Origin of the sequence: Kaistia algarum (assembly GCF_026343945.1) — a bacterium.
In the GTDB taxonomy this organism is placed as follows: domain Bacteria; phylum Pseudomonadota; class Alphaproteobacteria; order Rhizobiales; family Kaistiaceae; genus Kaistia; species Kaistia algarum.
The window spans coordinates 2,352,388-2,377,298 of sequence record NZ_JAPKNJ010000001.1; the positions used below are offsets into that span (position 1 = coordinate 2,352,388).

21 protein-coding genes are annotated in these 24,911 nt (G+C 66.8%); 6 read left to right on the forward strand and 15 right to left on the reverse strand.

Annotated elements, in window-relative coordinates; all coding sequences use genetic code 11:
• Positions 1-165: 165 nt before the first annotated feature.
• The 4 genes from purH to htpX all read right to left on the reverse strand — a co-directional run bounded on the left by purH (position 166) and on the right by htpX (position 6,052).
• Positions 166-1,782 (reverse strand): bifunctional phosphoribosylaminoimidazolecarboxamide formyltransferase/IMP cyclohydrolase, encoded by a 1,617-nt coding sequence (gene purH, locus OSH05_RS11335; protein ID WP_104221529.1) that lies wholly within the window; start codon positions 1,780-1,782, stop codon positions 166-168.
• A gap of 101 nt (positions 1,783-1,883) precedes the next feature.
• A complete protein-coding gene (locus OSH05_RS11340; RefSeq protein WP_104221528.1) occupies positions 1,884-3,647 on the reverse strand; it encodes a heparinase II/III family protein in 1,764 nt (587 codons plus the stop codon).
• Positions 3,648-3,755: 108 nt separating this feature from the next.
• Positions 3,756-5,117 (reverse strand): RsmB/NOP family class I SAM-dependent RNA methyltransferase, encoded by a 1,362-nt coding sequence (locus OSH05_RS11345; protein ID WP_104221527.1) that lies wholly within the window; start codon positions 5,115-5,117, stop codon positions 3,756-3,758.
• Complete coding sequence (gene htpX / locus OSH05_RS11350) at positions 5,108-6,052, reverse strand: zinc metalloprotease HtpX (RefSeq protein ID WP_104221526.1); 945 nt, start codon at positions 6,050-6,052, stop codon at positions 5,108-5,110. Before htpX ends, OSH05_RS11345 begins: the two co-directional genes overlap by 10 nt.
• A gap of 221 nt (positions 6,053-6,273) precedes the next feature.
• On the opposite strand from htpX, the gene OSH05_RS11355 reads away from it, so the two are divergent.
• Positions 6,274-6,465 carry a DUF1674 domain-containing protein gene (locus OSH05_RS11355; RefSeq protein WP_104221525.1) on the forward strand — a complete coding sequence of 64 codons (192 nt, stop codon included), beginning with the start codon at positions 6,274-6,276 and terminating at the stop codon, positions 6,463-6,465.
• A 36-nt stretch (positions 6,466-6,501) separates the two neighbouring features.
• On the opposite strand, the gene OSH05_RS11360 is transcribed toward OSH05_RS11355, so the two are convergent.
• From OSH05_RS11360 to kdpA, 5 genes are read right to left on the reverse strand one after another with little or no spacing between them, the layout of a single operon-like run.
• Positions 6,502-7,185 (reverse strand): response regulator, encoded by a 684-nt coding sequence (locus OSH05_RS11360; protein WP_104221524.1) that lies wholly within the window; start codon positions 7,183-7,185, stop codon positions 6,502-6,504.
• Positions 7,186-7,190: 5 nt separating this feature from the next.
• Positions 7,191-9,887, reverse strand: a complete 2,697-nt coding sequence (locus tag OSH05_RS11365; protein ID WP_104221523.1) for a sensor histidine kinase — start codon at positions 9,885-9,887, stop codon at positions 7,191-7,193.
• A gap of 12 nt (positions 9,888-9,899) precedes the next feature.
• Positions 9,900-10,511 (reverse strand): potassium-transporting ATPase subunit KdpC, encoded by a 612-nt coding sequence (gene kdpC, locus OSH05_RS11370; RefSeq protein WP_104221522.1) that lies wholly within the window; start codon positions 10,509-10,511, stop codon positions 9,900-9,902.
• A gap of 12 nt (positions 10,512-10,523) precedes the next feature.
• The gene (gene kdpB, locus OSH05_RS11375; protein WP_104221521.1) at positions 10,524-12,593 is read right to left on the reverse strand and encodes a potassium-transporting ATPase subunit KdpB; all 2,070 of its coding nucleotides are present in this window, start codon (positions 12,591-12,593) and stop codon (positions 10,524-10,526) included.
• Positions 12,594-12,616: 23 nt separating this feature from the next.
• Positions 12,617-14,326 carry a potassium-transporting ATPase subunit KdpA gene (kdpA, locus tag OSH05_RS11380; protein ID WP_266352233.1) on the reverse strand — a complete coding sequence of 570 codons (1,710 nt, stop codon included), beginning with the start codon at positions 14,324-14,326 and terminating at the stop codon, positions 12,617-12,619.
• A 15-nt stretch (positions 14,327-14,341) separates the two neighbouring features.
• Between kdpA and OSH05_RS25260 the strand changes: the two genes are divergently transcribed.
• Complete coding sequence (locus tag OSH05_RS25260) at positions 14,342-14,533, forward strand: hypothetical protein (RefSeq protein WP_266352234.1); 192 nt, start codon at positions 14,342-14,344, stop codon at positions 14,531-14,533.
• 145 nt (positions 14,534-14,678) lie between these two features.
• On the opposite strand, the gene acs is transcribed toward OSH05_RS25260, so the two are convergent.
• From acs to tsaD, 6 genes are all read right to left on the reverse strand, one after another.
• Complete coding sequence (acs, locus tag OSH05_RS11390) at positions 14,679-16,622, reverse strand: acetate--CoA ligase (RefSeq protein ID WP_104220898.1); 1,944 nt, start codon at positions 16,620-16,622, stop codon at positions 14,679-14,681.
• 100 nt (positions 16,623-16,722) lie between these two features.
• On the reverse strand, positions 16,723-17,463 hold the full coding sequence (locus tag OSH05_RS11395) for a class I SAM-dependent methyltransferase (RefSeq protein ID WP_104220899.1): 741 nt from the start codon (positions 17,461-17,463) through the stop codon (positions 16,723-16,725).
• Positions 17,424-17,843 carry an EVE domain-containing protein gene (locus OSH05_RS11400; RefSeq protein WP_104220900.1) on the reverse strand — a complete coding sequence of 140 codons (420 nt, stop codon included), beginning with the start codon at positions 17,841-17,843 and terminating at the stop codon, positions 17,424-17,426. Before OSH05_RS11400 ends, OSH05_RS11395 begins: the two co-directional genes overlap by 40 nt.
• Positions 17,844-17,866: 23 nt before the next feature.
• Complete coding sequence (locus OSH05_RS11405) at positions 17,867-18,148, reverse strand: YciI family protein (protein WP_104220901.1); 282 nt, start codon at positions 18,146-18,148, stop codon at positions 17,867-17,869.
• 79 nt (positions 18,149-18,227) lie between these two features.
• On the reverse strand, positions 18,228-19,196 hold the full coding sequence (locus tag OSH05_RS11410; RefSeq protein ID WP_104220902.1) for an NAD(P)H-dependent glycerol-3-phosphate dehydrogenase: 969 nt from the start codon (positions 19,194-19,196) through the stop codon (positions 18,228-18,230).
• Complete coding sequence (tsaD, locus tag OSH05_RS11415) at positions 19,193-20,287, reverse strand: tRNA (adenosine(37)-N6)-threonylcarbamoyltransferase complex transferase subunit TsaD (RefSeq protein WP_104220903.1); 1,095 nt, start codon at positions 20,285-20,287, stop codon at positions 19,193-19,195. The genes OSH05_RS11410 and tsaD overlap by 4 nt, the downstream gene beginning before the upstream one ends.
• A 94-nt stretch (positions 20,288-20,381) precedes the next feature.
• On the opposite strand from tsaD, the gene hemC reads away from it, so the two are divergent.
• The 4 genes from hemC to OSH05_RS11435 are packed head-to-tail and all read left to right on the forward strand — an operon-like array spanning position 20,382 to position 24,884.
• Positions 20,382-21,320, forward strand: coding sequence for a hydroxymethylbilane synthase (gene hemC / locus OSH05_RS11420; protein ID WP_266352235.1), 939 nt, complete (start codon positions 20,382-20,384; stop codon positions 21,318-21,320).
• Positions 21,321-21,362: 42 nt separating this feature from the next.
• Entirely contained in the window at positions 21,363-22,055 is a 693-nt protein-coding gene (locus OSH05_RS11425) for a uroporphyrinogen-III synthase (protein ID WP_104220904.1), read from the forward strand.
• A 44-nt stretch (positions 22,056-22,099) separates the two neighbouring features.
• The gene (locus OSH05_RS11430) at positions 22,100-23,329 is read left to right on the forward strand and encodes a COG4223 family protein (protein ID WP_104220905.1); all 1,230 of its coding nucleotides are present in this window, start codon (positions 22,100-22,102) and stop codon (positions 23,327-23,329) included.
• Positions 23,330-23,333: 4 nt separating this feature from the next.
• Positions 23,334-24,884 carry a heme biosynthesis protein HemY gene (locus OSH05_RS11435; protein ID WP_104220956.1) on the forward strand — a complete coding sequence of 517 codons (1,551 nt, stop codon included), beginning with the start codon at positions 23,334-23,336 and terminating at the stop codon, positions 24,882-24,884.
• The last annotated feature ends 27 nt before the right edge of the window (positions 24,885-24,911 follow it).

The following is a 24,911-nucleotide window of genomic DNA, read 5'->3' on the forward strand; positions in this document are numbered from 1 at the left end:
TCACATCGTCAAATCGGCGATCGGCCATAACCCGTGAATGCCCCAGGACAACGTGGCCGGCGGGGCGACAAACCTTGTAGCGATTCCTCTCGTCGCTGTCTCGCCTTCTTGATAGGCCCGACAAGAGGGGAGGCAAGCTCGATCATCGTCGATCGAGCGCCTGCGTCAATGGCGGAAGTGACGCATTCCCGTGAACACCATGGCGAGGCCTGCGGCATCCGCCGCGGCGATCACGTCTTCGTCGCGAATCGATCCACCTGGCTGGATGATCGCGGTGGCGCCCGCCTCGGCCGCGGCAAGCAGGCCGTCGGCGAAGGGAAAGAAGGCGTCGGAGGCGACGACGGAACCGATTGCGAGGCTCTCGGAAAGGCCAGCCGCCCGAGCAGCGTCCGCTGCCTTCTTGGCGGCGATGGTTGAGGAATCCACGCGGCTCATCTGCCCTGCGCCGATGCCGACCGTCGCCCCATCCTTGGCATAGACGATGGCGTTCGACTTGACGTGCTTGGCGATGCGGAAGGCGAACAGGAGATCCGCCAGCTCAGCCTCGGTCGGCGCGCGCTTCGTGACGACGCGGATATCGTCGCGTCCCACGCGGCCGGCGTCGCGGTCCTGCGCCAGGAAACCGCCGGCGACGGTGCGGAGCGAAAGGCCCGGTTTCGCCGGGTCGGGAAGCGCGCCGGCGACCAGCAGGCGGAGGTTCTTCTTGGCCGCGACGATAGCGATCGCTTCCTCGCTTGCGTCGGGGGCGATGATCACCTCGGTGAAGATCTCGACGATATCGCGGGCCGCTTCGGCATCGAGCGTGCGGTTGAGCGCGACGACGCCGCCAAAGGCGGAGACGGGATCACAGGCCAGAGCCCGCCGATAGGCCTCCACAAGCGATGAACCGGTGGCGACGCCGCTGGGATTGGCGTGCTTGATGATCGCGACGGCGGCGCTCGCCGCCGGATCGAATTCGGCAACCAGTTCGTAGGCCGCGTCGGTATCATTTATGTTGTTATAGGAAAGCTGCTTGCCCTGGAGCTGCTGCGCCGTAACGACGCCGGGGCGGTTCTCACCCGTAGCGTAGAAGGCGGCGCTCTGGTGCGGATTCTCGCCGTAGCGCAGCACCTCCCGCAGAGTTCCACCGAGGCTGCGCCATTTCGGCGCGGTATCGCCGATGCGACCGGCAAACCAGTTGGACACAGCGGCGTCATAGGCGGCCGTGCGGGCGAAAGCCTTGGCCGCCCAGCGCTTGCGGGCTTCCAGCGTCGTGGCGCCGTCATGGGCCGACAGGACCGAGAGGAAATCACCATAATCGTCCGGGTCGACCAGAATCGAGACGAAGCCGTGGTTCTTGGCCGCGGCGCGTGTCATGGCCGGCCCGCCGATGTCGATATTCTCGACTATGGTCGCATAGTCATCCGTCGCGGCGATCGTCTCCTCGAACGGATAGAGGTTGGAAACGACGAGATCGAAAGGCTCGATGCCGTGTTCCTGCATTTCAGCCGCATGAACCGGGTCGTTGCGAAGGGCCAGCAGACCGCCATGGATCTTCGGGTGCAGCGTCTTGACGCGGCCGCCAAGGATCTCGGGAAAGCCGATCCAGTCGGCGACATTCGTCACCGGAAGACCCGCCGCTGCGATCGCCTTTGCCGTCGAACCGGTCGCGAACAGGCTGACGTCGCGGCGATGCAGGGCTTCGGCCAGCGCGATGGCGCCGCGGAGATCGGAAACGGAGAACAGGGCGCGCTTCAGGGGAACCAGATCGGGAGCTTGGACCTTCGGCGGCGCTACAGTCATCTCAATCCTCGAGGCTTGCGGGCTGTCTTGAACAGCGGATCGATGGGAGGCCCGCGCGATAGCACGTTTTCTCGTCTCGTGCAGCCTTGAGCCGGCTTCGATCAGACTTCGGAGGACGGATCGTCGATGCCGTCGCTATCGGCGCGGCGACGACCGCCCGGTTCCACGACGCGACGGAACTGCCACTTCACCTGCGCCTGCCGCAGAGCCCTGCCGTGGATGACGATCTGCTCAGCCCGGCGACTGCCGCGTATGTCAGAAAGGCGAATGCTCTCCTCGATCGCGACCTCTGCTCCGTCTGTCTCGAATTCCCAGGCTGACCCGTCGGGCAGCGCGAGCAATACGCCGTGTCCGCTCTTGATCCGGCTGGCCTTGACGGCGGAATGCAGGTGGAAACGGATGGCGAAGGAATCGCGACCGCCCTTGGCGATCGTTCCGCCGCTCGGAGACGTGAAGCTGTCGCTGCCGGATATGCGGTCGCCATAGCGCGAAAGGGACAGTCGCCGCGTGTGCAGGATGCCGTAGCGCGAGACGTAGCCGTCATGCGAGGCGGTGATGACCGTTTCGCCGCGCTCTTCCTGCCGCGCCAGGGAAACGCGGGTCGGGCCAGAGAGGATGACTTCGCCGAGGCGGTCGGCGAGATAGCCTCCGGTGAGGAAGCGGCAGGACGACGAATCGTTGAGCGTTGCCGTCGAATGCGCGGCCGTTGTGCGGGCGAGGCGGCGGAGCGCCGTGGCGCCCGGTGCCGGCACGCCGCAATTGACGATGATCGGCTGGCGTGACGCACTCATCTCGAAGGCGAGGCAGCCCGCATGGGCGTTTGCCGACAGCACGGGCTGAGGCGGTGGTCCGGTGTCGACGATCACCACCGTCTCGCCGGCATCGAGCCGCTGATAGCCGGCATAGGGGGCGTTCCGGACCGGGGCGCCGCGCGCGTCGTCATAGGCGAGGACCGTTGCGAGAAGCCCGAGCTGGGTCTCGCCCATGCCGTTGAACTTCGCAAAGGAGCCGTCGCCATGCCGGAAGAAGCGCAGCATCGGCATCATCCGGTCGATCGCGCCAAGCAGCGGCGGCGTCGGCTGCAGGCCGCGCGCGGTGAAAGCCTGACGCAGCGGCAGCAGATCGACGAGCACCTCGAGTACCGTGCCCGGATTGCGATCGACATGACCACCATCCGGCAGGATCTGGCGCGCGAGTTCCTGATCGATGAAACGGGAGGCCTGTCGTGCAAAGCGGGTCTGGTCGGACAGGGAAAGGCTGGCAGCGGCCAGCGCCATGGCGACCCGCAGTCGTGGCAAGCCGGGCCGCACGTCACGGGCGACGCGCCGCAGCAACCGGACTTGCCGCGTCAGCGAGCGCATGAAGCGACGATAGAAGCCGTGGTCGCAACCGTCGAGAACGAGCGGGGTCTGGGCTAGCCAGGATATCACCCGGCGAGCTATCACCTCGGGGTCGCGGGCGACCGGATCGTGGCTTCTCTGGAAGCGAATCCATTCGTCGACGAGCGCCCTCGCGTTGGAGCGCGAGACGGTAAGATCGGAGGCGCGCAGATGCCGCAGCCAGCCGAAGCCGTGCAGACCGGCCGCCCATGCCCTTGAGGGCGCTTCGATTTCGAAGACCGAGAATCCGGATACGTCGACCACCTCGCCGGCAAAGACGAAGCGTCCGGCATAGATGTCGTGGGCGATGGTCGGGTCGGCGGTGCGAAGATCCGTCGGCGCGATCAGCAGGCGCTCGGGCACCTGGCCGAAATAGCGCCAGCGATAGAGAAGGCCGGCATGAAAGGCATAGCGAGAGCCACGCCACGCCGATCCGACCGCGTAGCGGACGAGCCGCCCCTGACCGGATCCCGCGCCCAGCGCCATCGCCTCTAGCCCTCGTTCTTGCCGCCGGCGCCCGCGCGACGAATCGTTCTCTTACCGTATCGTCGGCAATCTAGCGACCGCGGCGAGCGAATTGAACCAGCTTTGCGGTCAGCCAAGCTTGCGCAGACGCGCGGCGAAGAAGCCGTCGAGGCCGGAAAGCCGAGCATCCTCCATGACGAGATCGGAGGGCAAGCTTCTCAGGAAGCCGTTGCGGCAGATTTCCCCAACCCCGCCGACATCCGATGGCTGGATCGGCTCCAATGCCAGCGGCAGTTCGGCGAGTGCGCGATGGATCTGCGCCTCGCCCTCTTCCGTCTGAAGCGAGCACGTGCAGTAGACCAGCGTCCCGCCCGGCTTCAGCATCCGCGTCGCCTGTTGCAGCAGCCTTGCCTGGATCTCGACGAGCGCCGTCACATCCTGCGGTCGCTTCAGCAATGCGACGTCAGGATGGCGGCGGATGGTGCCGGTTGCCGAGCAGGGCGCGTCGAGCAGGACGGCGTCGACGGGCTCGGCTGGCAGATAGTCGCCCGCGTCGGCGGCAACTACTGTGGCATCGAGCCGAAGGCGGGCGAGGTTTTGCCGAACGCGGGCCAGGCGCGCGTCGGAAATGTCGACGGCGGTTACCTTCGCTCCGGCGACGGCGAGCTGGGCCGTCTTTCCGCCCGGCGCGGCACAGAGGTCGATAACGGACTTGCCGGCGATGTCACCCAAGAGACGGGCCGGGAGGGCGGCGGCGGCGTCCTGGACCCACCATTCGCCATCGGCATAGCCGGGAAGCGCCTCGAGCGGACCATGGCTCGCGAGACGGATCGAGCCGGTCGGCAGCACGATGCCGCCCAGCCTCTCCGCCCATTCGGCGGGCTGGGACTTGACCGAAAGATCGAGCGAGGGCTCGCTGACCTGTGCGCTGGCAATCGCGAGCGCCGTTGCCTCGCCATATGCCCTGGTCCAGCTTTTCAGCAGCCAGGGCGGCGTATTCAGCTTCGGGGCGTCCTGCGAGGCGACGATCTCATCGCGGGCTCCGGCAACCCGGCGCAGCACGGCGTTGGCGAGGCCCTTGAAATGCCGCGCATCGCGATCGGCATCGGCAAGGCTCACGGCGAGAGAAACCGCAGCGTGGTCAGCAACCTCCATGAACAGGATTTGTGCGATCGCAGTATCGAGGATCGCGGCCATTCGGCCGCTCTTTCGAGGCAGCGGCTTGTCGAGAAAGCGGCCGAGCGCATCGCGGATCTGGCCGTGCCGACGAAGCGACATGCCGAGGATCGCACGCGCCAGAGCGCGTTCGCGCGTCTCCAGTGCGGCGAAGGGGCCGTCGGAGGATTCCAGAACAGCATCGGCCTGCCGGCCGTCGCTCAGGATCGCGTCGAGTGCGGCGGCGGCAGCGGCACGGGCGGCAAGCCCCGGCACGGAAGACACGGCTGGACGCTTCGACCGCTGTCCCTGCGGCTCGCGCGGGCTCAACCCCATGGTCCCTGGCGACCGCTCGCGGTCGATCCACCGGCTCGCCTGGCGCCAAAGCCTCCCGGCAGGCCGACGCGGGACGCGGCGGGGGCAGGTCCCATCTCCCGGTCCATGGCCATCAGCGCCGCGATCCGGTTTTCGGTCGCGGGGTGGGTCGAGAAAAGATTGTCCATACGCTGACCAGAAAGGGGGTTGATGATGAAGAGATGGGCCGTCGCCGGATTGGCCTCGGCCGCCTCGTTGGGAATGCGACTTGCCTCCCCGGCGATTTTCGAAAGCGCCGAGGCGAGGGCACGGGGCTGGCCGGAAATCTCCGCGCCCATGCGATCCGCAGCATATTCGCGCGAACGGCTGATGGCCATCTGCACCAGCATCGCGGCAATCGGCGCCAGAAGCGCCGCCGCGATGGCGCCGATCGCGCCGAAAGGACTGTTCGAATCGCGCCGGCCGCCAAAGAAGAAGGCGAAATTCGCGAGCATCGACACCGCGCCGGCGATCGTCGCGGTGATCGTCATGGTCAGCGTATCGTGATGCTTCACATGCGCCAGCTCATGCGCCATCACGCCGGCGACTTCGTCGGCGCTAAGCGTGCGCAGAAGTCCGGCCGACGCGGCGACGGCTGCATTCTGCGGATTGCGGCCGGTGGCGAAGGCGTTGGGCTGGGGCGAATCGATGATGAAGACCTTCGGCATGGGCAGGCCGGCGCGGGCGGCCAGTCGCTTGACGATGCCGTAATATTCCGGCGCGGTGCGTTCGTCGACCTCCCTGGCGCCATACATCGACAGCACCATCTTGTCGGAGTTCCAATAGCTGAAGACGTTCATGCCCGCGGCGACAAGAAAGGCGATCCCCATGCCGCCCACGCCACCGACGAGATAGCCGACGGCCATGAAGATCGCCGTCAGGGCAGCGAGCAGGAGGGCGGTCCGCATCATGTTCATGCTCTTCGATCCCCGCTTTCGCGGTCTCCTCTGGTTCCCGTTCAACGGGTCCGTGTTCAAGGACGCATATGATGGCGGTGCCGCGATTCCGCAACAAGTCCGGCCGGAGTGGCCGTGCTGGCGGTGGCGAGACCCGTGAAGCGCTAGGCTCGCCAACGGGATTGCCGCCGACCGGTGCCGAGCCCTATATCGCCTATGGCCCAGCTTGAAAGAGGTTCGCGATGACGGGACCGATACCGAACGATCCGAAGCCGCTCAGCTCCGCCGCCATTCGGGCGCTGGCCGAGGCTGAAGCCAGGCGCGGGAAGATCGAGGGTGCCGCCGACCGCCCACGCGAAATCCTCGGCCGCGCCGGGCCCGAGCCCGTCCGCTATGGCGATTGGGAGAACAAGGGCATCGCCAGCGATTTCTGAGCCGCTGGACAAAGGGCTTCCTGCCGTTCGGCGGAGCTATTCTCCCGCCCGGTATCCGACCCCCGGCTCCGTGACGACCAGTACCGGATTGGCAGGATCGGGCTCCAGCTTGGCGCGGAGCTGTCCGACATAGACGCGCAGATATTGCGTGTCGTACTCATGCGCCGGTCCCCAGACTTCGCGCAGGATCTGGCGATGCGTGACCACCTTGCCGGTATGGCGGGCGAGAAAGGCGAGAAGGTCGAATTCCTTCGGCGTCAGCTTCACTTCTTCTCCGCCGCGGGTGACGCGGTGGCGGGGCAGATCGATCTCGATGTCGGCGAGCCGGAGCAGTGGGGTCTCTCCCTTTTCCTTCATCCGGTGGCGCAGCGCCGCGCGCAGCCGCGCCATCAGTTCGCCCATGCTGAATGGCTTGTTGACGAAATCGTCGGCTCCGAGGTCCAGCGCCTCAATCTTCTCCGCATCGCGGTCCCGCGCCGAGAGCACAATGACCGGCGTCGGCGACCATTCACGCAGCCGTCGGATCACTTCCTTGCCGTCCATATCCGGCAAGCCGAGATCGAGAATGATGAGGTCGGGCTGGCGGCTGGCGGCCAGCGCCAGCGCTTCGGCGCCCGTATCGGCGCGCAAGGCCTCGTAGCCATTGGCGGCCAGCGCAGGCGCCATGAAGCGGTGGATGGCTGGCTCATCGTCCACGACAAGGACGCGCGGAGGCTGCATCGAGGTTATCCTTCCAGGTCCGGCGGCGTACCGAGCGGAAGGCGCAAAAGGACCCTCGCGCCGGCGTCTCGGCCGGGAACGGGGCTCAGCGCCAGTGTGGTTCCACCATGAGCCTCGATGATTCCCTTGGTGATGGCGAGTCCCAGCCCTGAGCCATCGCCACCATCGCCGCTCGTGCGGGCGGCCCTGACAAATTTCTCAAAGACATGCGGCAGGGCTTCCGGCGGAATTCCCGGCCCGTCGTCGGTCACGGCGATCTCCAGCATTTCATCGTCCGCCGTGGCCGAGAGGGTAACTTTCGCGCTGGGTCCCGCATAGCGCACGGCGTTGCCGACGACATTGGCGAGCGCCTGGTCGATGAGACCCGGATCGGCGAATAGAAGCGGAAGGTCCGTTGCCGTGTCGACGGTGAAAGACTGCGTTGCGCCGCGCTTGCGCGCCGCCGAGACGGCGCGGTTCAGGACTTCGGCGACATCGATCCAATCGCGGCGCAGGTCCAGCGCCCCGGCCTCCAGCCGTGTCATGGAAAGAAGGTTCCGCACCATGGTGTCGAGATGTTCCGCCTCGTCGCGCATATGGCCCAGCAGATCGCGCCGGGTCGCCTCCGGAATGTCGTCGCCATAGTCGAGCAGGCTGGTGGAAGCCCCCAGGATCGAGGCCAGCGGCGTGCGGAAATCATGGCTGATCGAGGCGAGCAATATATTGCGGACACGCTCTGTCTCTGCCGCCGTGCGGGCGCTGGCCACCTCCGTCGAGAGGCGGGCGCGGAGGAGCGCGGCAGCGGTCTGCTCGGCGAGCGTCGCCAGCAGCGTCTCGCTCTCGGCGTCGAACCCGGCGTCGCCCGCGCTGGGTCGCTCGACGCCGATGACGCCGATGGGTGACGATCCGCTGGCCCCCGAGAAGGGCGCGAAACGCCATGGCGCATTGGGCAGCGTTCCCGTGCCGGCCCCGGCCGGCTCGCTGTGGTCGAATGCCCATCGGGCCGCCGTCATGGACGCGGTATCCAGCCGGTCTTCGGGCGGCCAGGCAGCCGCGATCGCGAGATCTCCGGCCTTCTCGAGCAGGATGACGGCCGCACGGCCGAGCGTCGCATGGATTTCCACCGTTGCCGCTTCCGCGACGGAGGCCCCATCGGGCAGGGCAGATAGCTTGCGCGTGAACTCATAGAGGCGCCGTGTCGCCCGGATCCGCCGGATCGCCGCCCGCGTCTGCTCGCGGGCGCGACCCGCGATGGTCGAGATCAGCACGGCCACCGACAGAAAGATCACCAGCGCGAGCAATTCGTGCGGCCGCGCCACGGTGAAGGTGCCGATCGGATCGATGAAGAAGAAATTATAGGTGAGGAAGGAGACCGCCGACCCGAAGATCGCCGGCCAGACGCCGTAGCGGATTGCCGGAACGAGCACAGCCAGCAGATAGAGCATCGAGACATTCGGCAGGGCGACAAATTCGGTCAGACCGCGTCCAACCAAAGTAGCGAGGCCAACACTGGCGAGCGCCGCGACATAGCCGGCGATCCCGCCCAGCGGAGGCAGGCGGAGCCGCGCCCGAAGCTTTGACGGGCGTTCCGGTGTCTCCGCCGTGACGACATGAATCGCGACGCCGTCGGCCTCGGCGACCAGCGCGTCGGCGAGGCTGGTGCGAATGCGAAAGCGCCGGCGCAGCCGCGCTTTGCCGATGACGATCTGCGTTACATTCTCGAAGCGCGAGAATCGCAGAAGTTCGGCGGCGATGTCCGTGGCGACGAGGGAACGGGTCTCGGCACCGAGGCTCTCGGCCAACCGCATGCCAGCCTCGAGGCGGGAGCGTTCGCCGGCGGCGACGGCGCGGCCGGGTCGCTCGACCGTGACGGCGAACCAGGAGGCATCGAGGAGGTCCGCGAGCCGCTTGGCCTCGCGCACGACCCGTTCGGCGGCGACGTCGGGGCCGACGCAGACGAGCAGTCGCTCCCCCGCCGCCCAAGGTCCCTCGATGGCGGAACCCTGCATGCGTTCCAGCAGGTCGCTGTCGACGCGTGCGGCAACGCGGCGAAGCGCGAGTTCGCGCAGCGCCGTCAGATTGCTCGGCTTGAAGAAGCTCTGGACGGCTCTTGTCGCCGTGTCCTCGACATAGACCTTGCCTTCGGCGAGGCGCTGGATCAGTTCGTCCGGCGGCAGGTCGACGAGGATGATCTCGTCCGCCTTCTGCAGGGCCGTATCCGGGACCGTCTCGCGGACACGGACGCCGGTGATCCGCTGCACGACGTCGTTGAGGCTCTCGACATGCTGGATGTTGAGCGTCGTCCAGACGTTGATGCCGGCGACGATCAGTTCCTGGACATCCTGCCAGCGTTTGGCGTGGCGGCTGCCCTCGACATTGGAATGGGCATATTCGTCGACGAGGAGCAGTTGCGGCCGGCGGCGCAGGGCGGCGTCGATGTCGAATTCGGGCACCAGCCTGCCGCGATAGGGAATGCTGATGCGCGGCAGAATTTCGAGACCCGCCACAAGCGCCTCTGTCTCGGCGCGGCCATGCGTCTCGGCAAGGCCCACGACGACATCGAGGCCGCCCGCCTTGGCGGCGCGGGCGGCCTGCAGCATGGCGAACGTCTTGCCGACGCCCGGCGCCGCGCCCAGGAAGATCCTAAGCTTGCCGCGCGTTTCGCGCTCGGCGGCGGCGAGGAGAGCGTCGGGAGAGGCGCGGGGCGCCTCGTCACCGGTCATCGGCGCGTTCCATCAGGGTGCCGGCGACGTGCCGGGCGCAGCCGGAGTGGCGCCCGACGACTTGGCCGCGTCGTCCAATGCAAGATTGAGCTGAAGCACATTGACGCGAGGATCGCCGAGGAAACCGAGTTCCGGACCTTCTATGTGCGCGTTCACCAGATCGCGCACAAGCGTTCCGGGCAGGCCGCGCGCCTTGGCGACGGCCGGAATCTGCGCCTGCGCGAAGGCCGGCGAGATATGCGGATCGAGGCCGCTGCCGGAGGTGGTGATCGCATCGGCGGGTATAGGGCCGGTCATGCCGGCCGCGCGGTAGGCCGCCGCATCGGTCTTCAGGCGATCGGCAAGCTTGGCGCTGGTCGGGGCGAGATTGGTGCCCGACGAGGCGCTGGCGTCATAGCCGTTGCCGGCGGCAGAGGGGCGCGGGTGGAAATAGCCGGCGCCGGCGAAACTCTGGCCGATCAGGCTGGAGCCGATGGCGGTGCCGTCCCGGACGATCAGGCTGCCGCCCGCCTGGCGAGGCAGGATGGCCCCGGCGACTTCCGTCATCGCCAATGGATAGGCGATGCCGGTGACGATGGTGAAGGCGGCGAGGAGGGTGAGGGTTGGACGAAGATTGGAGAACATGGGGTTCATTCCTCAAGCAAGGCCGATGGCGACGATCACAAGATCGATGAGCTTGATGCCGATGAAGGGTACGAGAATGCCGCCAAGGCCGTAGATCAGCAGGTTGCGGGAGAGCACGGCGCCGGCCTCGCGCGCCGAATAGGCGACGCCTCGCAGGGCGAGCGGAATCAGCGCGATGATGATCAGGGCGTTGAAGATGACGGCGGACAGAATGGCGCTCTGCGGCGAATGCAGACCCATGACGTTGAGCAGGCCGAGCTCGGGTATCGCGGCGATGAAGAGCGCCGGTATGATGGCGAAATATTTCGCGACGTCATTGGCGATCGAGAAGGTGGTGAGCGCGCCGCGCGTCATCAGCAATTGCTTGCCGATGCCGACGATCTCGATCAGCTTGGTCGGATCACTGTCGAGATCGACCATGTTGCCCGCCTCGCGTGCCGCCTGGGTGCCGCTCTGCATGGCAACGCCGACATCCGCCTGGGCGAGCGCCGGGGCGTCATTGGTGCCGTCACCGCACATGGCGACCAGCCGGCCTTGGCGCTGTTCGTTGCGGATATAGGCGAGCTTGTCCTGCGGGGTGGCCTCGGCGATGAAATCGTCGACGCCAGCCTCGGAGGCGATCGCCGCGGCGGTGATCGGGTTGTCGCCGGTCACCATCACCGTGCGGATACCCATGCGGCGGAGTTCGGCGAAGCGCTCCTTGATGTCCGGCTTCACCACGTCCTTCAGATGGATCACGGCGATGAGGCGGCCATTCTCGGCGAGACCGAGCGGGGTTCCACCCGAACGGGCGATCCGCTCGACCGCGGCGTTGAAGGCCGGGATCTCCGGCGCGCTGCGATCCGTCATGCCGGCGACAAAACGCTTCACGGCGTCGATCGCGCCCTTGCGGATGCGGCGTTCGCCGATGTCGACGCCGGACAGGCGCGTGGCGGCGGAGAAGGGGATGAAGACGGCCCCTTCCGGCGGACCCTGAGGAACCGGGATGCCGAAATGCTCGCGGGCCAGCGTCAGGATCGACCGGCCCTCGGCGGTCTCATCGGCAAGGCTGGCCTCGACGGCGAGCTGTGCGGCCTCGATTTCCGTGATGCCGGGGACTGGGATGATCTCGGTTGCCATGCGATTGCCGAAGGTGATGGTGCCGGTCTTGTCGAGCAGCAGCGTGTCAACATCACCGGCGGCCTCGACGGCGCGGCCGGACATGGCGAGGACGTTGTGGCGGATCAGTCGGTCCATGCCGGCGATACCGATCGCCGAGAGCAGGCCGCCGATCGTCGTCGGGATCAGCGTTACGAGCAGGGCGACGAGCACCGGCACCGGCACGTCCGCCGAGGAATAACGGCCGAGACCGGCGAGGGCGACGACGGTGATCAGAAAGATCAGCGTCATGCCGATCAGCAGGATCGAGAGGGCGATCTCGTTTGGCGTCTTCTGCCGTTCGGCACCTTCTACCAGCGCAATCATGCGGTCGAGGAAGGAGGAGCCGGGGCCGGCGGTGATGCGCACGACAAGCCAATCCGAGATCACGGTCGTGCCGCCGGTGACGGCCGACCGGTCGCCACCCGATTCGCGGATGACGGGGGCCGATTCGCCGGTGATCGCCGCCTCGTTGACCGAGGCGATGCCCTCGACGATCTCGCCGTCGCCAGGGATCAGGTCGCCGACCTCGACATAGACGAGGTCTCCAACCTTCAGATCGAGTGCCGAAACCTTGTCGATGCGCGCCTTGTCGGCAAGGTCGCGCAGACGCTTGGCGAGCGTGTCGGTGCGTGCCTTGCGCAACGTGTCGGCCTGGGCCCGGCCGCGGCCTTCGGCGATCGCCTCGGCGAAATTGGCGAAGAGCACGGTGAACCATAGCCAGGCCGCGATCTGGCCGGTGAAGCCGAGCGGATTTCCGGCGAGGAGGTCGCGGACGAACAGGATTGTGACCAGCGCGGCCACCACCTCGGTGACGAAGATCACCGGATTGCGCATGAGATGCGCCGGGTTGAGCTTGAGGAGCGCGTCGCGGGACGCCCGACCGATCAGTTCGGGCGAGGCGAAGGCGGAGCCGGTCTGCGCCGTATGGGATTTGGGGGACATGGATATTCTCCGAAGCGACGGGTTCAGAACGTCTTCCCGGCCAGCATCTGCACCTGTTCGGCGATCGGGCCGAGGGCGAGAGCGGGGAAGAACTGGAGGCCGCCGACGATGAGGATGACGCCGGTCAGGAGGCCGACGAAGAGCAGGCCGTGAGTGGGGAAGGTGCCGGACGAGGCGGTGAGACGCGTCTTGCCGGCGAGCGATCCCGCGATCGCCATCATCGGCACGATGTAGGCGAACCGTCCAAGCATCATCGCGATGCCGAGCGTCGTGTTCCACCACGGGCTGTTCGCCGAGAGGCCGCCAAAGGCGGAGCCGTTGTTGCCGGCCGCGGAGGAATAGGCATAGAGGATCTCGGAGAGGCCATGCGGACCGGCATTGCCGAGCCCGGCGAGAGCGGCGGGGAGCACGGCGGCAACCGCCGAGAAGCCGAGGATCGCCACCGGCAGGATCAGGATGGCCAGCATCGCCATCTTCACTTCCTTGGCCTCGATCTTCTTGCCGAGATATTCCGGCGTCCGTCCGACCATCAGGCCGGCGACGAAGACGGCGATGATCGCCATGACGAGCAGGCCATAGAGGCCGGAGCCGACGCCGCCCGGCAGAATCTCGCCGAGCTGGATCATGAACATCGGCACCAGTCCGCCGATCGGCGTGAAGGAACCATGCATCGCGTTGACGCCGCCATCGGATAGTCCGGTCGTCACGGTAGCGAACAGTGCCGACGCAGCTTGGCCGAAGCGGACTTCCTTGCCTTCCATATTGCCGCCGGCCGGATCGATGCCGGCCGCATGCAGGATCGGCGTACCGGCGCTCTCGGCCCAATAGGCGATGCCGACGCCGACGACGAGGATGAGCCCGATCGAAGCGATGAGGGCGCGCGCCTGACGTCGGTCGCCGATCGTGCGGCCGAAGGCGAAGATGATGGCGGTGGAAATGACCAGCATCTGCCAGATCTCAAGTGCGTTGGAGAGAGCCGTCGGGTTCTCGAACGGATGGGCGGCGTTGGCGTTGAAAAAGCCGCCGCCATTGGTGCCGAGCTGCTTGATCGCGATCTGGCTGGCGACCGGACCGAGCGCGATGGTCTGCTTCGCCCCTTCCAACGTGGTCACCGTCGTCGCGGCGTCCAGCGTTTGCGGAACACCCATCCAGACCTGGACCAGGGCGCATACGATGGCGAGCGGCAGCAGGACGTAGAGTACCGAGCGCGTCATATCGACGAAGAAATTGCCGACCGTGGGCGAACCGGAACGGGCGAAAGCGCGAACGAGCGCGACCGCGAGAGCGAGGCCCGTCGCAGCCGACAGGAAGTTCTGCACCGTCAGCCCGGCCATCTGGCTGAACAGGCTCATGGTCGTCTCGCCGCCATAGGACTGCCAGTTCGTATTGGTGACGAAGCTGACCGCCGTGTTGAAGGCGAGGTCCGGCGAGAGGCTGCCAAATCCCAGAGGGTTTAGCGGGAGCAGCCCTTGCAGCCGTAGCATCCCGTAGAGCAGCGCAAAGCCGGCGGCGTTGAAGACGAGCATCGCGACGGTGTAGCCGAGGGCGCTATGCTCACGCGAAGGGTCAACCCCCGCGAAACGATAGAGTGCCCGCTCGACGGGGCCGAGGAGCGTGGAGAGAAAGGTCGGCTCGCCTGCATAGATCCGGGCCATGAAGGCGCCGAGCGGAGATGCGGTTGCGAGCACGACGGCGAAGACGACGGCTATTTGCAGCCAGCCAAGTGCAGTCATGGCAGGTTCTTTCGGGTGAAGTGGGCGTCAGAACTTCTCGGGCCGCAGCAGGGCGGCGACGAGATAGACGGTGAGCCCGAGGGCGACGGCGGCGCCGAGGACGAGGTCCAGCATGGCTCAGGCCTTCGCCGCGAAGCGCGCATAGGCGATGAGCAGGGCGAAGCCGCCAATGCCGAGGATGAGATAGAGAATGTCCGACATGGATGAGGCCCTCCTTTGGGGATCGGCTCATCATCTAGTCGCGGATCGATAAGGGCTCGATCCGGAATGCGGGGCGAGGATGTAAAGCGCCCATAAAGAAAGGCCGCCGTCCCTGTCGGAAACGGCGGCCCTGAAGAAAGTCCCGGTCAGGCTAGTCGCGCCGGTTTTGCCGGTTGGCGATCAGGTCCTCGACGACGGCTGGGTCGGCGAGGGTGGTGATATCGCCGAGCGCCCCGAACTCGTCCTCGGCGATCTTGCGCAGGATGCGGCGCATGATCTTGCCCGATCGGGTCTTCGGCAGACCCGGTGCGAACTGGAGGAGGTCGGGTGTCGCGATCGGGCCGATCTCGCGGCGGACCCAGTCCCGAAGCTCTTTCTTGAGCTCCTCCGTCGGCGTCACCCCATGCATCAGCGTCACATAAGCGTAGATGCCTTGACCCTTGATGTCATGCGGATAGCCGACCACGGCCGCTTCGGAGACATGGCTGTTGGAGACGAGCGCGCTCTCGACCTCGGCCGTGCCCATGCGGTGGCCGGAGACATTGATGACGTCGTCGACACGGCCCGTGATCCAGTAATAGCCATCCTCGTCCCGGCGGCAGCCGTCGCCGGTGAAGTACATGCCCTTGTAGGTCGAGAAATAAGTCAGTTCGAAGCGCTCATGGTCGCCATAGACCGTGCGCATCTGGCCGGGCCAGGAATCGAGAATGACCAGATTGCCCTCGCAGGCTCCCTCGATGATCTTGCCGTCGCCGTCGACGATCGCCGGCTGGACGCCGAAGAACGGCCAGGATGCCGAGCCCGGCTTCAGCGGTGTCGCGCCCGGCAGCGGCGTGATCAGGACGCCGCCGGTCTCGGTCTGCCACCAAGTATCCACGATTGGGCAGCGGCCGTCGCCGACGACGCGGTGATACCATTCCCAGGCTTCCGGGTTGATGGGCTCGCCCACCGAACCGAGCAGCCGCAGTGAGGCGCGCGAGGTTTTCTTGACCGGCTCTTCGCCGCCCTGCATCAGGGCACGGATCGCGGTAGGGGCCGTGTGGAAGATCGTGACCTTGTGCTTGTCCACGACTTCCCAGAAGCGCGAGGTCGTTGGGTAGTTGGGAACGCCCTCGAACATGACGCTGGTGGCGCCATTGGCGAGCGGCCCATAGACGATATAGGTGTGGCCCGTCACCCAGCCGACATCGGCCGTGCACCAGAAGATATCGTCTTCCCGGAGATCGAAGACGATCTCGTGCGTCAGCGCCGCCTGCAGAAGATAGCCGCCGGTGGTGTGCAGCACGCCTTTCGGCCGTCCGGTCGAGCCGGAAGTATAGAGGATGAAGAGCGGGTCTTCCGCACTCATCGGCTCCGGCTCGCAATAGTCCGGCACCTGGGCCGCGAGCTCGTGATACCAGTAATCGCGACCGGCATGCATCGCGACCTCGGCTCCGGTACGGCGGATGACGAGGACCTTCTCGTCGCCGATCGTGCGCGTCAGGGCGAGATCCGTATTGTGCTTGAGCGGCACCTTCTTGCCGCCGCGCAGGCCCTCATCGGCCGTGATCACCAGCTTGGAGTGACAATCGCCGATGCGGCCTGCGAGGCTGTCCGGCGAGAAGCCGCCGAAGACCACCGAATGGATCGCGCCGATGCGGGCGCAGGCGAGCATCGCCACGGCCGCCTCCGGGATCATTGGCATGTAGATGGTGACGCGATCACCCTTCTCGACGCCCAGCCGCTTCATGACATTGGCGAAGCGATTCACCGAATCATAAAGCTCGCGATAGGTGATCTCGCGCGAATCCGAAGGGTCGTCGCCTTCCCAAAGGATCGCGACTTTGTCGCCGCGGGTCTCGATATGGCGGTCGAGGCAGTTTGCCGAGACGTTCAGCACGCCGTCCTCGAACCAGCGTATCGATACATCGCCGAGGGCGAAGGACGTGTTCTTCACCTTGGTGAAGGGGCGGATCCAGTCGATCCGCTTGGCCTGCTCGGCCCAGAATGCATCGGGATCGTCGATCGACTGCCGGTACATCGACTGATACGCCGACGTATCGACGCGGGCCGAACGCGCCCATGCCTCCGGAATCGGATGGATCTTGTCGTGCATGCCTTCCTCCCATTGCCGCACCCGCGCACGCTAGCTGATGCGGTATCCTCCGTGTTTGAGATAAGTCATTCCGGCGCCTTGCCGCAACCGTGTCGGCGGCTTATCGGACGGACGCGCTGTCGCATGGCCGAAAATCGGCGCTGAACGCGTTTGCGGGCACCGGCAAAATCTCCAGGATCGAGACGCTCTTGAAAGATCCGTCCTCCAGGGCGGCTTCGACCGGCACGTCGTAGCGAGCGATTTCGAGCATGCCCTGCACCGGCCGATAATGCCGGCCGGGATCGCCGACGAGCACGCGGCAGGAGGCCGCGATTTCGCGCAGCCAGGGAAGGACGCGCTCGGCGAAGCCGCGGTCGTAGAAGATGTCGCCGGCGAGCAATATCTCGGCATCGATGGGACTTCCGATCCTGTCTCCGTCTTTATCCCGGACCACGACGCCGTTCGCCTCCGCATTGAGGCGGATCGCTATAGCCGCGAACGGGTCGATGTCGACGGCCTCGACCGCTCGGGCTCCGGCCAGGGCGGCCGCGATCGCCACAAGGCCGGAGCCGCTGGCGAAATCGAGCACGCGCTTTCCCGCGACGGTTTCGGTATGGTCGAGAATATAGCGGCAAAGGCCACGACCGCCGGCCCAGGCAAATGCCCAGAATGGCGGCTGCAGGCCGGCCTGATCCAGTTCGCGCTCTGTGCTGTGCCAGAGTGCTGTGACCTCATCGGCCTGGTGAATCCGGATTTCAGGGATGAAGGGCACCGGCAGGAGGCGTGTCTCGTTTCGAATGAAACGCGCAGGGTCCCGATCGCTCAGGGCTCGGTTCCCCCCATTTCGCACACGATCGCCCATTCATCGTTCGTGACCGGCTGCACCGAGAGGCGCGAATTGGCGACGAGCGCCATGGACTTCAACCTCGGTTCCGCCTTGGCGGCGAGGAGAGAGACCGGCTTGATCACGGGACGGATCGCCCGGATATCGACGCATTCCCAGGTGCCGCTGTCATCGGTCGAATCGGGGTGGGCGGTCTTGACCACCTCGACGATGCCGACGACCTCCTTGCCCTCGTTGGAATGATAGAAGAAACCCTGATCGCCGACCTTCATGGTGCGCATGTGGTTGCGCGCCTGATAGTTGCGAACGCCGTCCCATTCCTGCCCGTCCGCGCCCTTGCGGGTCAGATCCTCGAACGAGAAGACGTCGGGCTCGGACTTGAACAGCCAATAGGCCATGGGAAGCTCCTTCGTTCAGCGTCTCAGGCGGGTTTGCCGACGACCCAGCGCCACTGGCGAACTTCGCTGGACTTGAACAGCCCTGCCTTCGCGTAAGGATCTTCGGCCAGGATGGCACGCGCCGCCGCTTCGTTCTCGGCCTCGACGATGAGCAGCGAGCCGATCGGCTTTTCGCCGCTTGCATCCAGGAACGGGCCGGCGATCTGCACGGGTACCGTCTTCATCCATTCGAGGTGCACGGGGCGGGTTTCGAGACGGATCGGCAGACCGTCGTCACGGTCTTCGAGAATGGCGACGAAATGCATGGGTTCCTCCAGAAAAATCGCGGGCCGAACGTTAGGCGCGCCGCCGCGACAGGTAAAGGGTTGGCGGGATCTGGCGGCTTCAGTCGCTCTCGCGCTTCAGCGGACGGCTCATCAGAGCCTGAATCGCTTCGTCGATATCGATCTCGCCTTCGACGATCGCGGCGACAGCTTCGGTGATCGGCATCTGGACGCTGTGGGTTCGCGCCATCTCGCGAGCGACGGGCGCCGTAGCCGCTCCCTCGACCAGACGGCCTGCCGGCGCCTCACCGCGGCCGAGCGCGAGGCCATAGGCGAAATTGCGCGATTGCACCGAAGAACAGGTGAGCACCAGATCACCGAGCCCGGAGAGGCCCATCAACGTCTCCGGCCGTGCGCCCATCGCGGCGCCGATCCGCCGCAATTCTGCAAAGCCGCGCGCGACCAGCGCCGCCGACGCGCTCGCGCCGAGTTCCCGTCCGTTGACAATACCGGCAGCAATGGCGAGCACGTTCTTGAAAGCGCCGCCGATCTCGACGCCGATCATGTCGGTTTCGGCATAGGGTCGAAAACTTGGCGAGCCGAGCGCCTGGCAGAGCGCCATGGCGAGCTTCGGTTCGGCAGCTGCGATCGTCACGGCGGTTGGAAGCCCGCTCGCGACGTCGACGGCAAAGCTGGGCCCCGACAGAACGGCCGGAACAGCCGGCGGCAGGGCTTGTTCGAGAACCTCGGTCGGACGAAACATCGTCGATCGTTCGAGGCCCTTGGCGCAGATCACCACCGGGGTACCATCCGCGATGGCCGAAAGCCGCATGGCGACCGTGCGAACCGTCTGTGTTGGCGTCGCCAGCAGGATGGCATCGGCCCCGACGACGCGGGCGATGGTGTCGGTAATCGCGATCGAGGTCGGGATAGCGACGCCGGGTAGATGCGCATCGTTTCGCCGGCCGGCGGCTATGGCGTCGACGTTGCGGCCCCAGAGCATCACCTCGCGGCCGGCCCGCTCGGCGGCGAGCGCCAGCGCGGTTCCCCACGCGCCGGCACCAACGATCGCAATGCGCTCGATGGTCATGCCTTCGCTCCCTTCGCGCCCGAGCCGATCCGCGGTGCTGCCACCTGGTCGAGTGGCCAGCGGGGGCGGGCCAGGGCGTCTAGCCCGTCGGTCATTCCCAGCGCCAGTCTTTCGGCGCCGGCCCACGCGATCATGGCGCCATTGTCGGTGCAGAGTTCCATCGGCGGGGCAAGAAAGCGGAAGCCGCGGGCGGTGAGTTCGACATCGAGCCGTTGTCGCAAAGCCCGGTTGGCCGCGACCCCGCCGGCAACGACGAGGGTCGGCGTCTCGATGGATGGATGGGCAGCGCGAAACTGTTGCAAGGCATGGCCGATCCGGTCGCCCACGACATCGGTGACGGCGGCCTCGAAGGCGGCGCAGAGATCCGCGACATCGTCGTCCGAGAGCGGTGCTGCCGCCTGTGCCGCGTGGCGGATGGCCGTCTTGAGGCCGGAAAAGGAAAAGTCGCAACCGGGCCGGCCGATCATCGGGCGCGGCAGGGCAAAGCGAAGCGGATCGCCAGTTTGGGCGGCGCGCTCGACGGCCGGTCCGCCGGGATAGGGCAGACCGAGCAACTTGGCCGTCTTGTCGAACGCCTCGCCCAGCGCATCGTCGATCGTCGTACCCCAGCGCTCATACTCGCCAACGCCGCGCACCAGCAAGATCTGGGTGTGGCCGCCGGAGACGAGCAGCAGCAGATAGGGGAAGGCGAGGCCATCCGTCAGCCGCGCGGTCAGCGCATGGCCTTCGAGATGGTTGACCGCGACGAGCGGCTTGCCGCTGGCGAGCGCGATCGCCTTCGCCGTCGTCAGCCCGACGATAAGCCCGCCGATCAGGCCGGGGCCTGCGGTGGCGGCGATGGCATCCAGATCGGCAAAATCGACCCCGGCTTCCGCCATGGCACGAGCAATGATGGGATCCAGCGCCTCGACATGGGCCCGCGCCGCGATTTCCGGCACCACACCCCCAAAGGCCGCGTGATCGGCGATCTGCGAGCGTACGATGTTGGAGCGGATTTCGCCGGGACCCTCGCCGTTCCAGGCGACGACCGAGGCTGCCGTTTCGTCGCAGCTCGTCTCGATGCCGAGGACAAGGACGGGGGCGGGCGGCATCAACAGCCTTTGGACACCAGAGAAATATCGGATTGCGATCGGGCGCACGAACACTAGACTGCGCGTCCCGTCCCTAGCATCTGGACCCAACGCCTTGCAATCCGACAGACTCCCACCGGTCCTGCGCATCGGGACGCGCGGCAGCCCGCTGGCGTTGGCCCAGGCGCATGAGGTTCGCGCCCGGCTCTCGGCGCTGCCGGGCATGGCGGTGACCGAGATCGAGGTAGTGGTGATCCGCACCTCCGGCGATCGGATCCAGGATCGGCCGCTGTCGGAAGTCGGCGGTAAGGGTCTGTTTACCAAGGAGATCGAGGCGGCGTTGCTGTCGGGCGAGATCGATCTCGCCGTCCATTCCTCCAAGGATGTGCCTACCGTGTTGCCGGATGGGCTGGAGCTTTCCGCCTTCCTGCCGCGCGAGGATGTCCGCGATGCATTTCTGTCGCCGGTAGCGGAGACCTTGCAGGCGCTGCCGCAAGGCGCGGTGCTCGGGACCTCGTCGCTGCGGCGGCGCGCCATGGCGCTCCGGCTTCGGCCCGACCTTCGGGTGGTCGAGTTCCGCGGCAATGTCGAAACGCGAATGCGCAAGCTAGATCAAGGGGTTGCGCAGGCGACGCTACTTGCCAAGGCCGGACTGAACCGGCTCGGGCTGGCGCAGCATGCGACGAGCCTGCTCGACATCGACGATTTCCTCCCGGCAGTGGGGCAGGGTGCGGTGGCGATCGAGACGCGCGCCGATGACTGGCATGTTCGCGAGCGGGTGCAGCGCATCGGCGATGAGGCAACGGGAATCGCGCTTTCGGCCGAACGGGCGTTTTTGGAGGCCCTCGACGGCTCGTGCCGCACGCCGATTGGCGGGCTGGCAACGATTGAGGCTGGCCGACTGATCTTCCGCGGCATGGTGCTGGCGCCCGATGGTAGCCGCTCGGAAGCGGTTCATATATCGGGAGAAATTGCCGACGCGACCGTGATCGGCAAGGCCGCGGCCGACGAACTCATTGGCCGTGGCGGCCGCGAATTTTTCCGCGAGGCATAGGCGGTGCGCCTCCTGGTGACGCGTCCGGCGGGAGATGCGGAGGTGACCGCCGCCCGGCTGGAGGCGCTTGGCCATGAGGCGATGATCGTGCCGATGCTGGAGCGCGTGCTGCTGCCGCTGCCCCCGATCGACGAATTGCCGGCGGCGATCGCGCTGACCAGCGCAAACGCTCTGGCCGGCATCGAGGCTTCACCCGAAAGCCGTCATTGGCGACATATCCCCGTGTTCAGCGTCGGCGGGCGGACGGCCGAGGCGGCTCGCGAGGCTGGCTACATCGATGTCCGCTCGGCGGATGGCGATTCGTCCGATCTTGTCCGCCTGATCGAGGCGACCCTGACGCCAACCATCGGGACGATCCTCTATCCGGCGGCGACCGAGCGGTCGGGGCATGTCGACACGGCTCTGCGGAGCGCCGGCTTTCGCGCCCGTCTCGTCGAGGTCTATCGCATGCAGCCGATCGAGAGCCTTCCGGATGCCGTCCGGGAATCACTGTCGGCAGGCCGGCTCGGCGGCGTACTGCTCTATTCGCGCCGTACCGCCGAAACCTTCGTAAGGCTCGCGCAATTGGCCGGGCTTGTGGGTGCGCTGCGCGGCACGACCGGCTTTGCCCTTTCGCCGTCGATTGCAGCCGGCCTGCCCTTCGGGCGGATCGTCGCGGCGGCCGAGCCGAATGAGGATGCGCTTCTCGATGTGCTGACCGACGATGGCGGAACATCGGCCGCAGGCAAGTGTTGACGCTTTAAGCTATATAGGGCTGGGGAAGCGCGAGACGAGGCGATATGGCAGACGCGGACGAATCGAAGCCCGAGACCGGCAAGACGGCGGAAGGCCGCCGCAGGCGACCACCCGTGACGATCGATCTGGAAGCGGAGGCGGTAGCCGAGGTTCCAGCCGAATCACTGGCAGGCGAAACCGCCGCAGCCGACCCTGAGGTTGCGGTGACGCGCACGGCGACGGCCCCTCAATCGGAGGCTCCCGCGGGAGCCTATTCGGATCCGGAGAGCATGACGGCAACGGAAGAGACGATCTCGACGGAGGCCATCGATCGCCGCAGGGCCGGTGCGGCGCGCTTCGTGCCCGTCCTTGCCGCTGCCGTGCTCGGCGGTGTCGTCGGCGGGCTCGTTACCGCCTTCATCCTGGCGCCGGCCAAGGATACGGTGACGGATGCCAGCGTCGACAGCCGTTTTGCCACTGTCGGCGCGCGGCTCGACCGGATCGAGGCGGCAGCCAAGGAGCAACCGGCCGCAGCAGCCGCGCCGCAGGACGAGGCCCGCCTTGCCGCGATCGAGACGACGCTGTCGGAACTGAAATCAGCCGCTCCCGCGCCATCGGCTTCTGCTCCGGCCGCGGCAGTTGATCTCGGGCCGCTTGAGGGCCGGATTGCCGCGCTGGAGAGCCGCCCGGCAGAGGCGCAAGCGCCGACTGTCGACCTGACGCCATTGGAAGCGAAGATCGGTGGCCTGCAGTCGCGCCTCGACCAGATCGAGGCCCATCCGCCCGTCGATCCGAAGACGGAAATCGCGGCGCAGACGATCGCGCTTACGTCGCTGCGCCAGGCCGCCTCGTCGGGCGGCGCCTTCGCCGATGAAATCAAGGCCTATCAGGCGCTGGGCGGCGATGCCTCCGTCCTGGCGCCGCTGGCGAGCGCCGGCGCGCCTTCGCTCGAAACTCTCAAGGCAAGTTTCCCGGCCGTCGCCGATCAGATCCGCACCGTCTCGGCCAAGCCCGATCCCAACGCCTCGGTATGGGACCGCCTCGCGGCTTCCGCCGGCTCGCTGGTGTCGGTCAAACCGGCCGGCCCGATCGAGGGATCCTCACCGACCGCTATCCTCTCGCGCATCGAGGCTGCGGTGACGAAGGGCGATCTTCCCGCCGCGCTCCGCGAGGCCGATGGGCTCGACGCGGCGGCGAAGGTGCCGCTCGCCGATTGGGCCGATGGCGCGCAGCGTCGGATCGCCATCGACGCGGCGCTCGGCGCCCTTCCCGCCGTCGGCGCTTCGAACGGATAGGCCGATGATCCGCATCCTCGTCTTCCTCGCGCTTCTCTTCGCGGTCGCGGCCGGCTTCGCCTGGCTTGCCGATCGGCCCGGCGACATCGCGCTGGTCTGGCAGGGCTATGAGGTCCGAACCAGCTTGATGGTCGCGGCGATCTCGCTGGCGGCCCTGTTCGTCGCGCTGGCGGTTCTCGCCTTCCTGCTGACGACAATCCTGCGCGCTCCACGCATCTTCGGCGACTGGATGTCCGGCCGCCGCCGCGATCGCGGCTTCCGTGCGCTGTCGCGCGGCATGGTCGCGGTCGGCTCCGGTGATGTGAAGCGGGCGAAGCGCTATTCGATCGAATCGCGCAAGATCCTCGGTAGCGAGCCGATGACGCTATTGCTTGCCGCGCAGTCGGCTCAGCTTTCGGGCGATGCTCCGGGCGCGAGGGCGGCGTTCGAGGCGATGCTGGACGAGCCGGAGACGAAGCAACTCGGCCTGCGCGGCCTGTTCGTCGAGGCAGAACGGGCTGGCGAGCAGGAAGCGGCACGCCATTTCGCCGAAGAGGCGCATGCCACCGCCCCCAGCCTTGCCTGGGCGGGCAATGCGCTCTTCGCCTATCAGGCCGCCGATGCGGACTGGCGTGGCGCGCTGCTGACGCTCGGCTCCAATCTGCAAGCCAAGCTGGTCTCGCGCTCGGAGGCGCACCGCCTTCGCGCCGTGCTGCTGACCGCGCGCGGTCAAAGCTTAGAGGCCTCGGAGCCGGATGAGGCACGAGCATTGGCCCTCGAAGCCGTGAAGCTGGCGCCGGGTCTCGTTCCCGCCGCAAGGCTGGCGGCCCGACTGCTCGCCCGCAACGGCGATTTCCGGCGTGCCTCGAAAATCCTGGAGGCGGCCTGGAGAGAGGCTCCGCATCCCGAGATCGCGGAAGCCTATCTCGATGTGCGGCCTGGCGATGCGGCCGGCGACCGGCTGAAGCGAGCCGAAAAGCTTGTAACGCTGCGCCCGAACAGCGCCGAGAGCCGTTATGCGCTCGCGCGCGGCGCGATCGATGCCCGCGACTATGCTGCTGCGCGCGAGGCGCTCGCCGCTATCAACGAGACGGAACGAACGGAGCGCTTCTGCCTGCTGATGGCGGAAATGGAGGAAGCGTCGGAAGGCGATCGCGGCCGCGCCCGCGAGTGGCTCTCCCGCGCGCTGCGGGCACCGCGCGATCCGGTGTGGATGGCCGATGGCTATGTCTTCCGCGCCTGGGCGCCGGTCTCGCCGGTCTCGGGCCGCCTGGACGCCTTCGAATGGCGCGTGCCGACCCTGGCGCTTGAAGGCGAGGACCGGCCAGTGCTCGACCTGGTCCCCCCACCGGGCACGGCTCCGGACGAACCGCCGTTGCTGGAAATCGAGCCGGCGACGCCCCCCACCAGCCGTCCGTTCGCCAAGGCGGAGCCTGCCGTTTCGCCGGCAAAGCCAGCGCCCGTGCCGCAAGTCCCCGCCGCCAGCGCCCAGGAACCCGTCGCCGCACCGCCGCTGCCGGATGATCCGGGCATCGACGATGGCCCTGCCGCCGTCGATCGGCTCAGGCTGCAATAACGTTCTTTGCCGCCCGTTTGGCGCGAC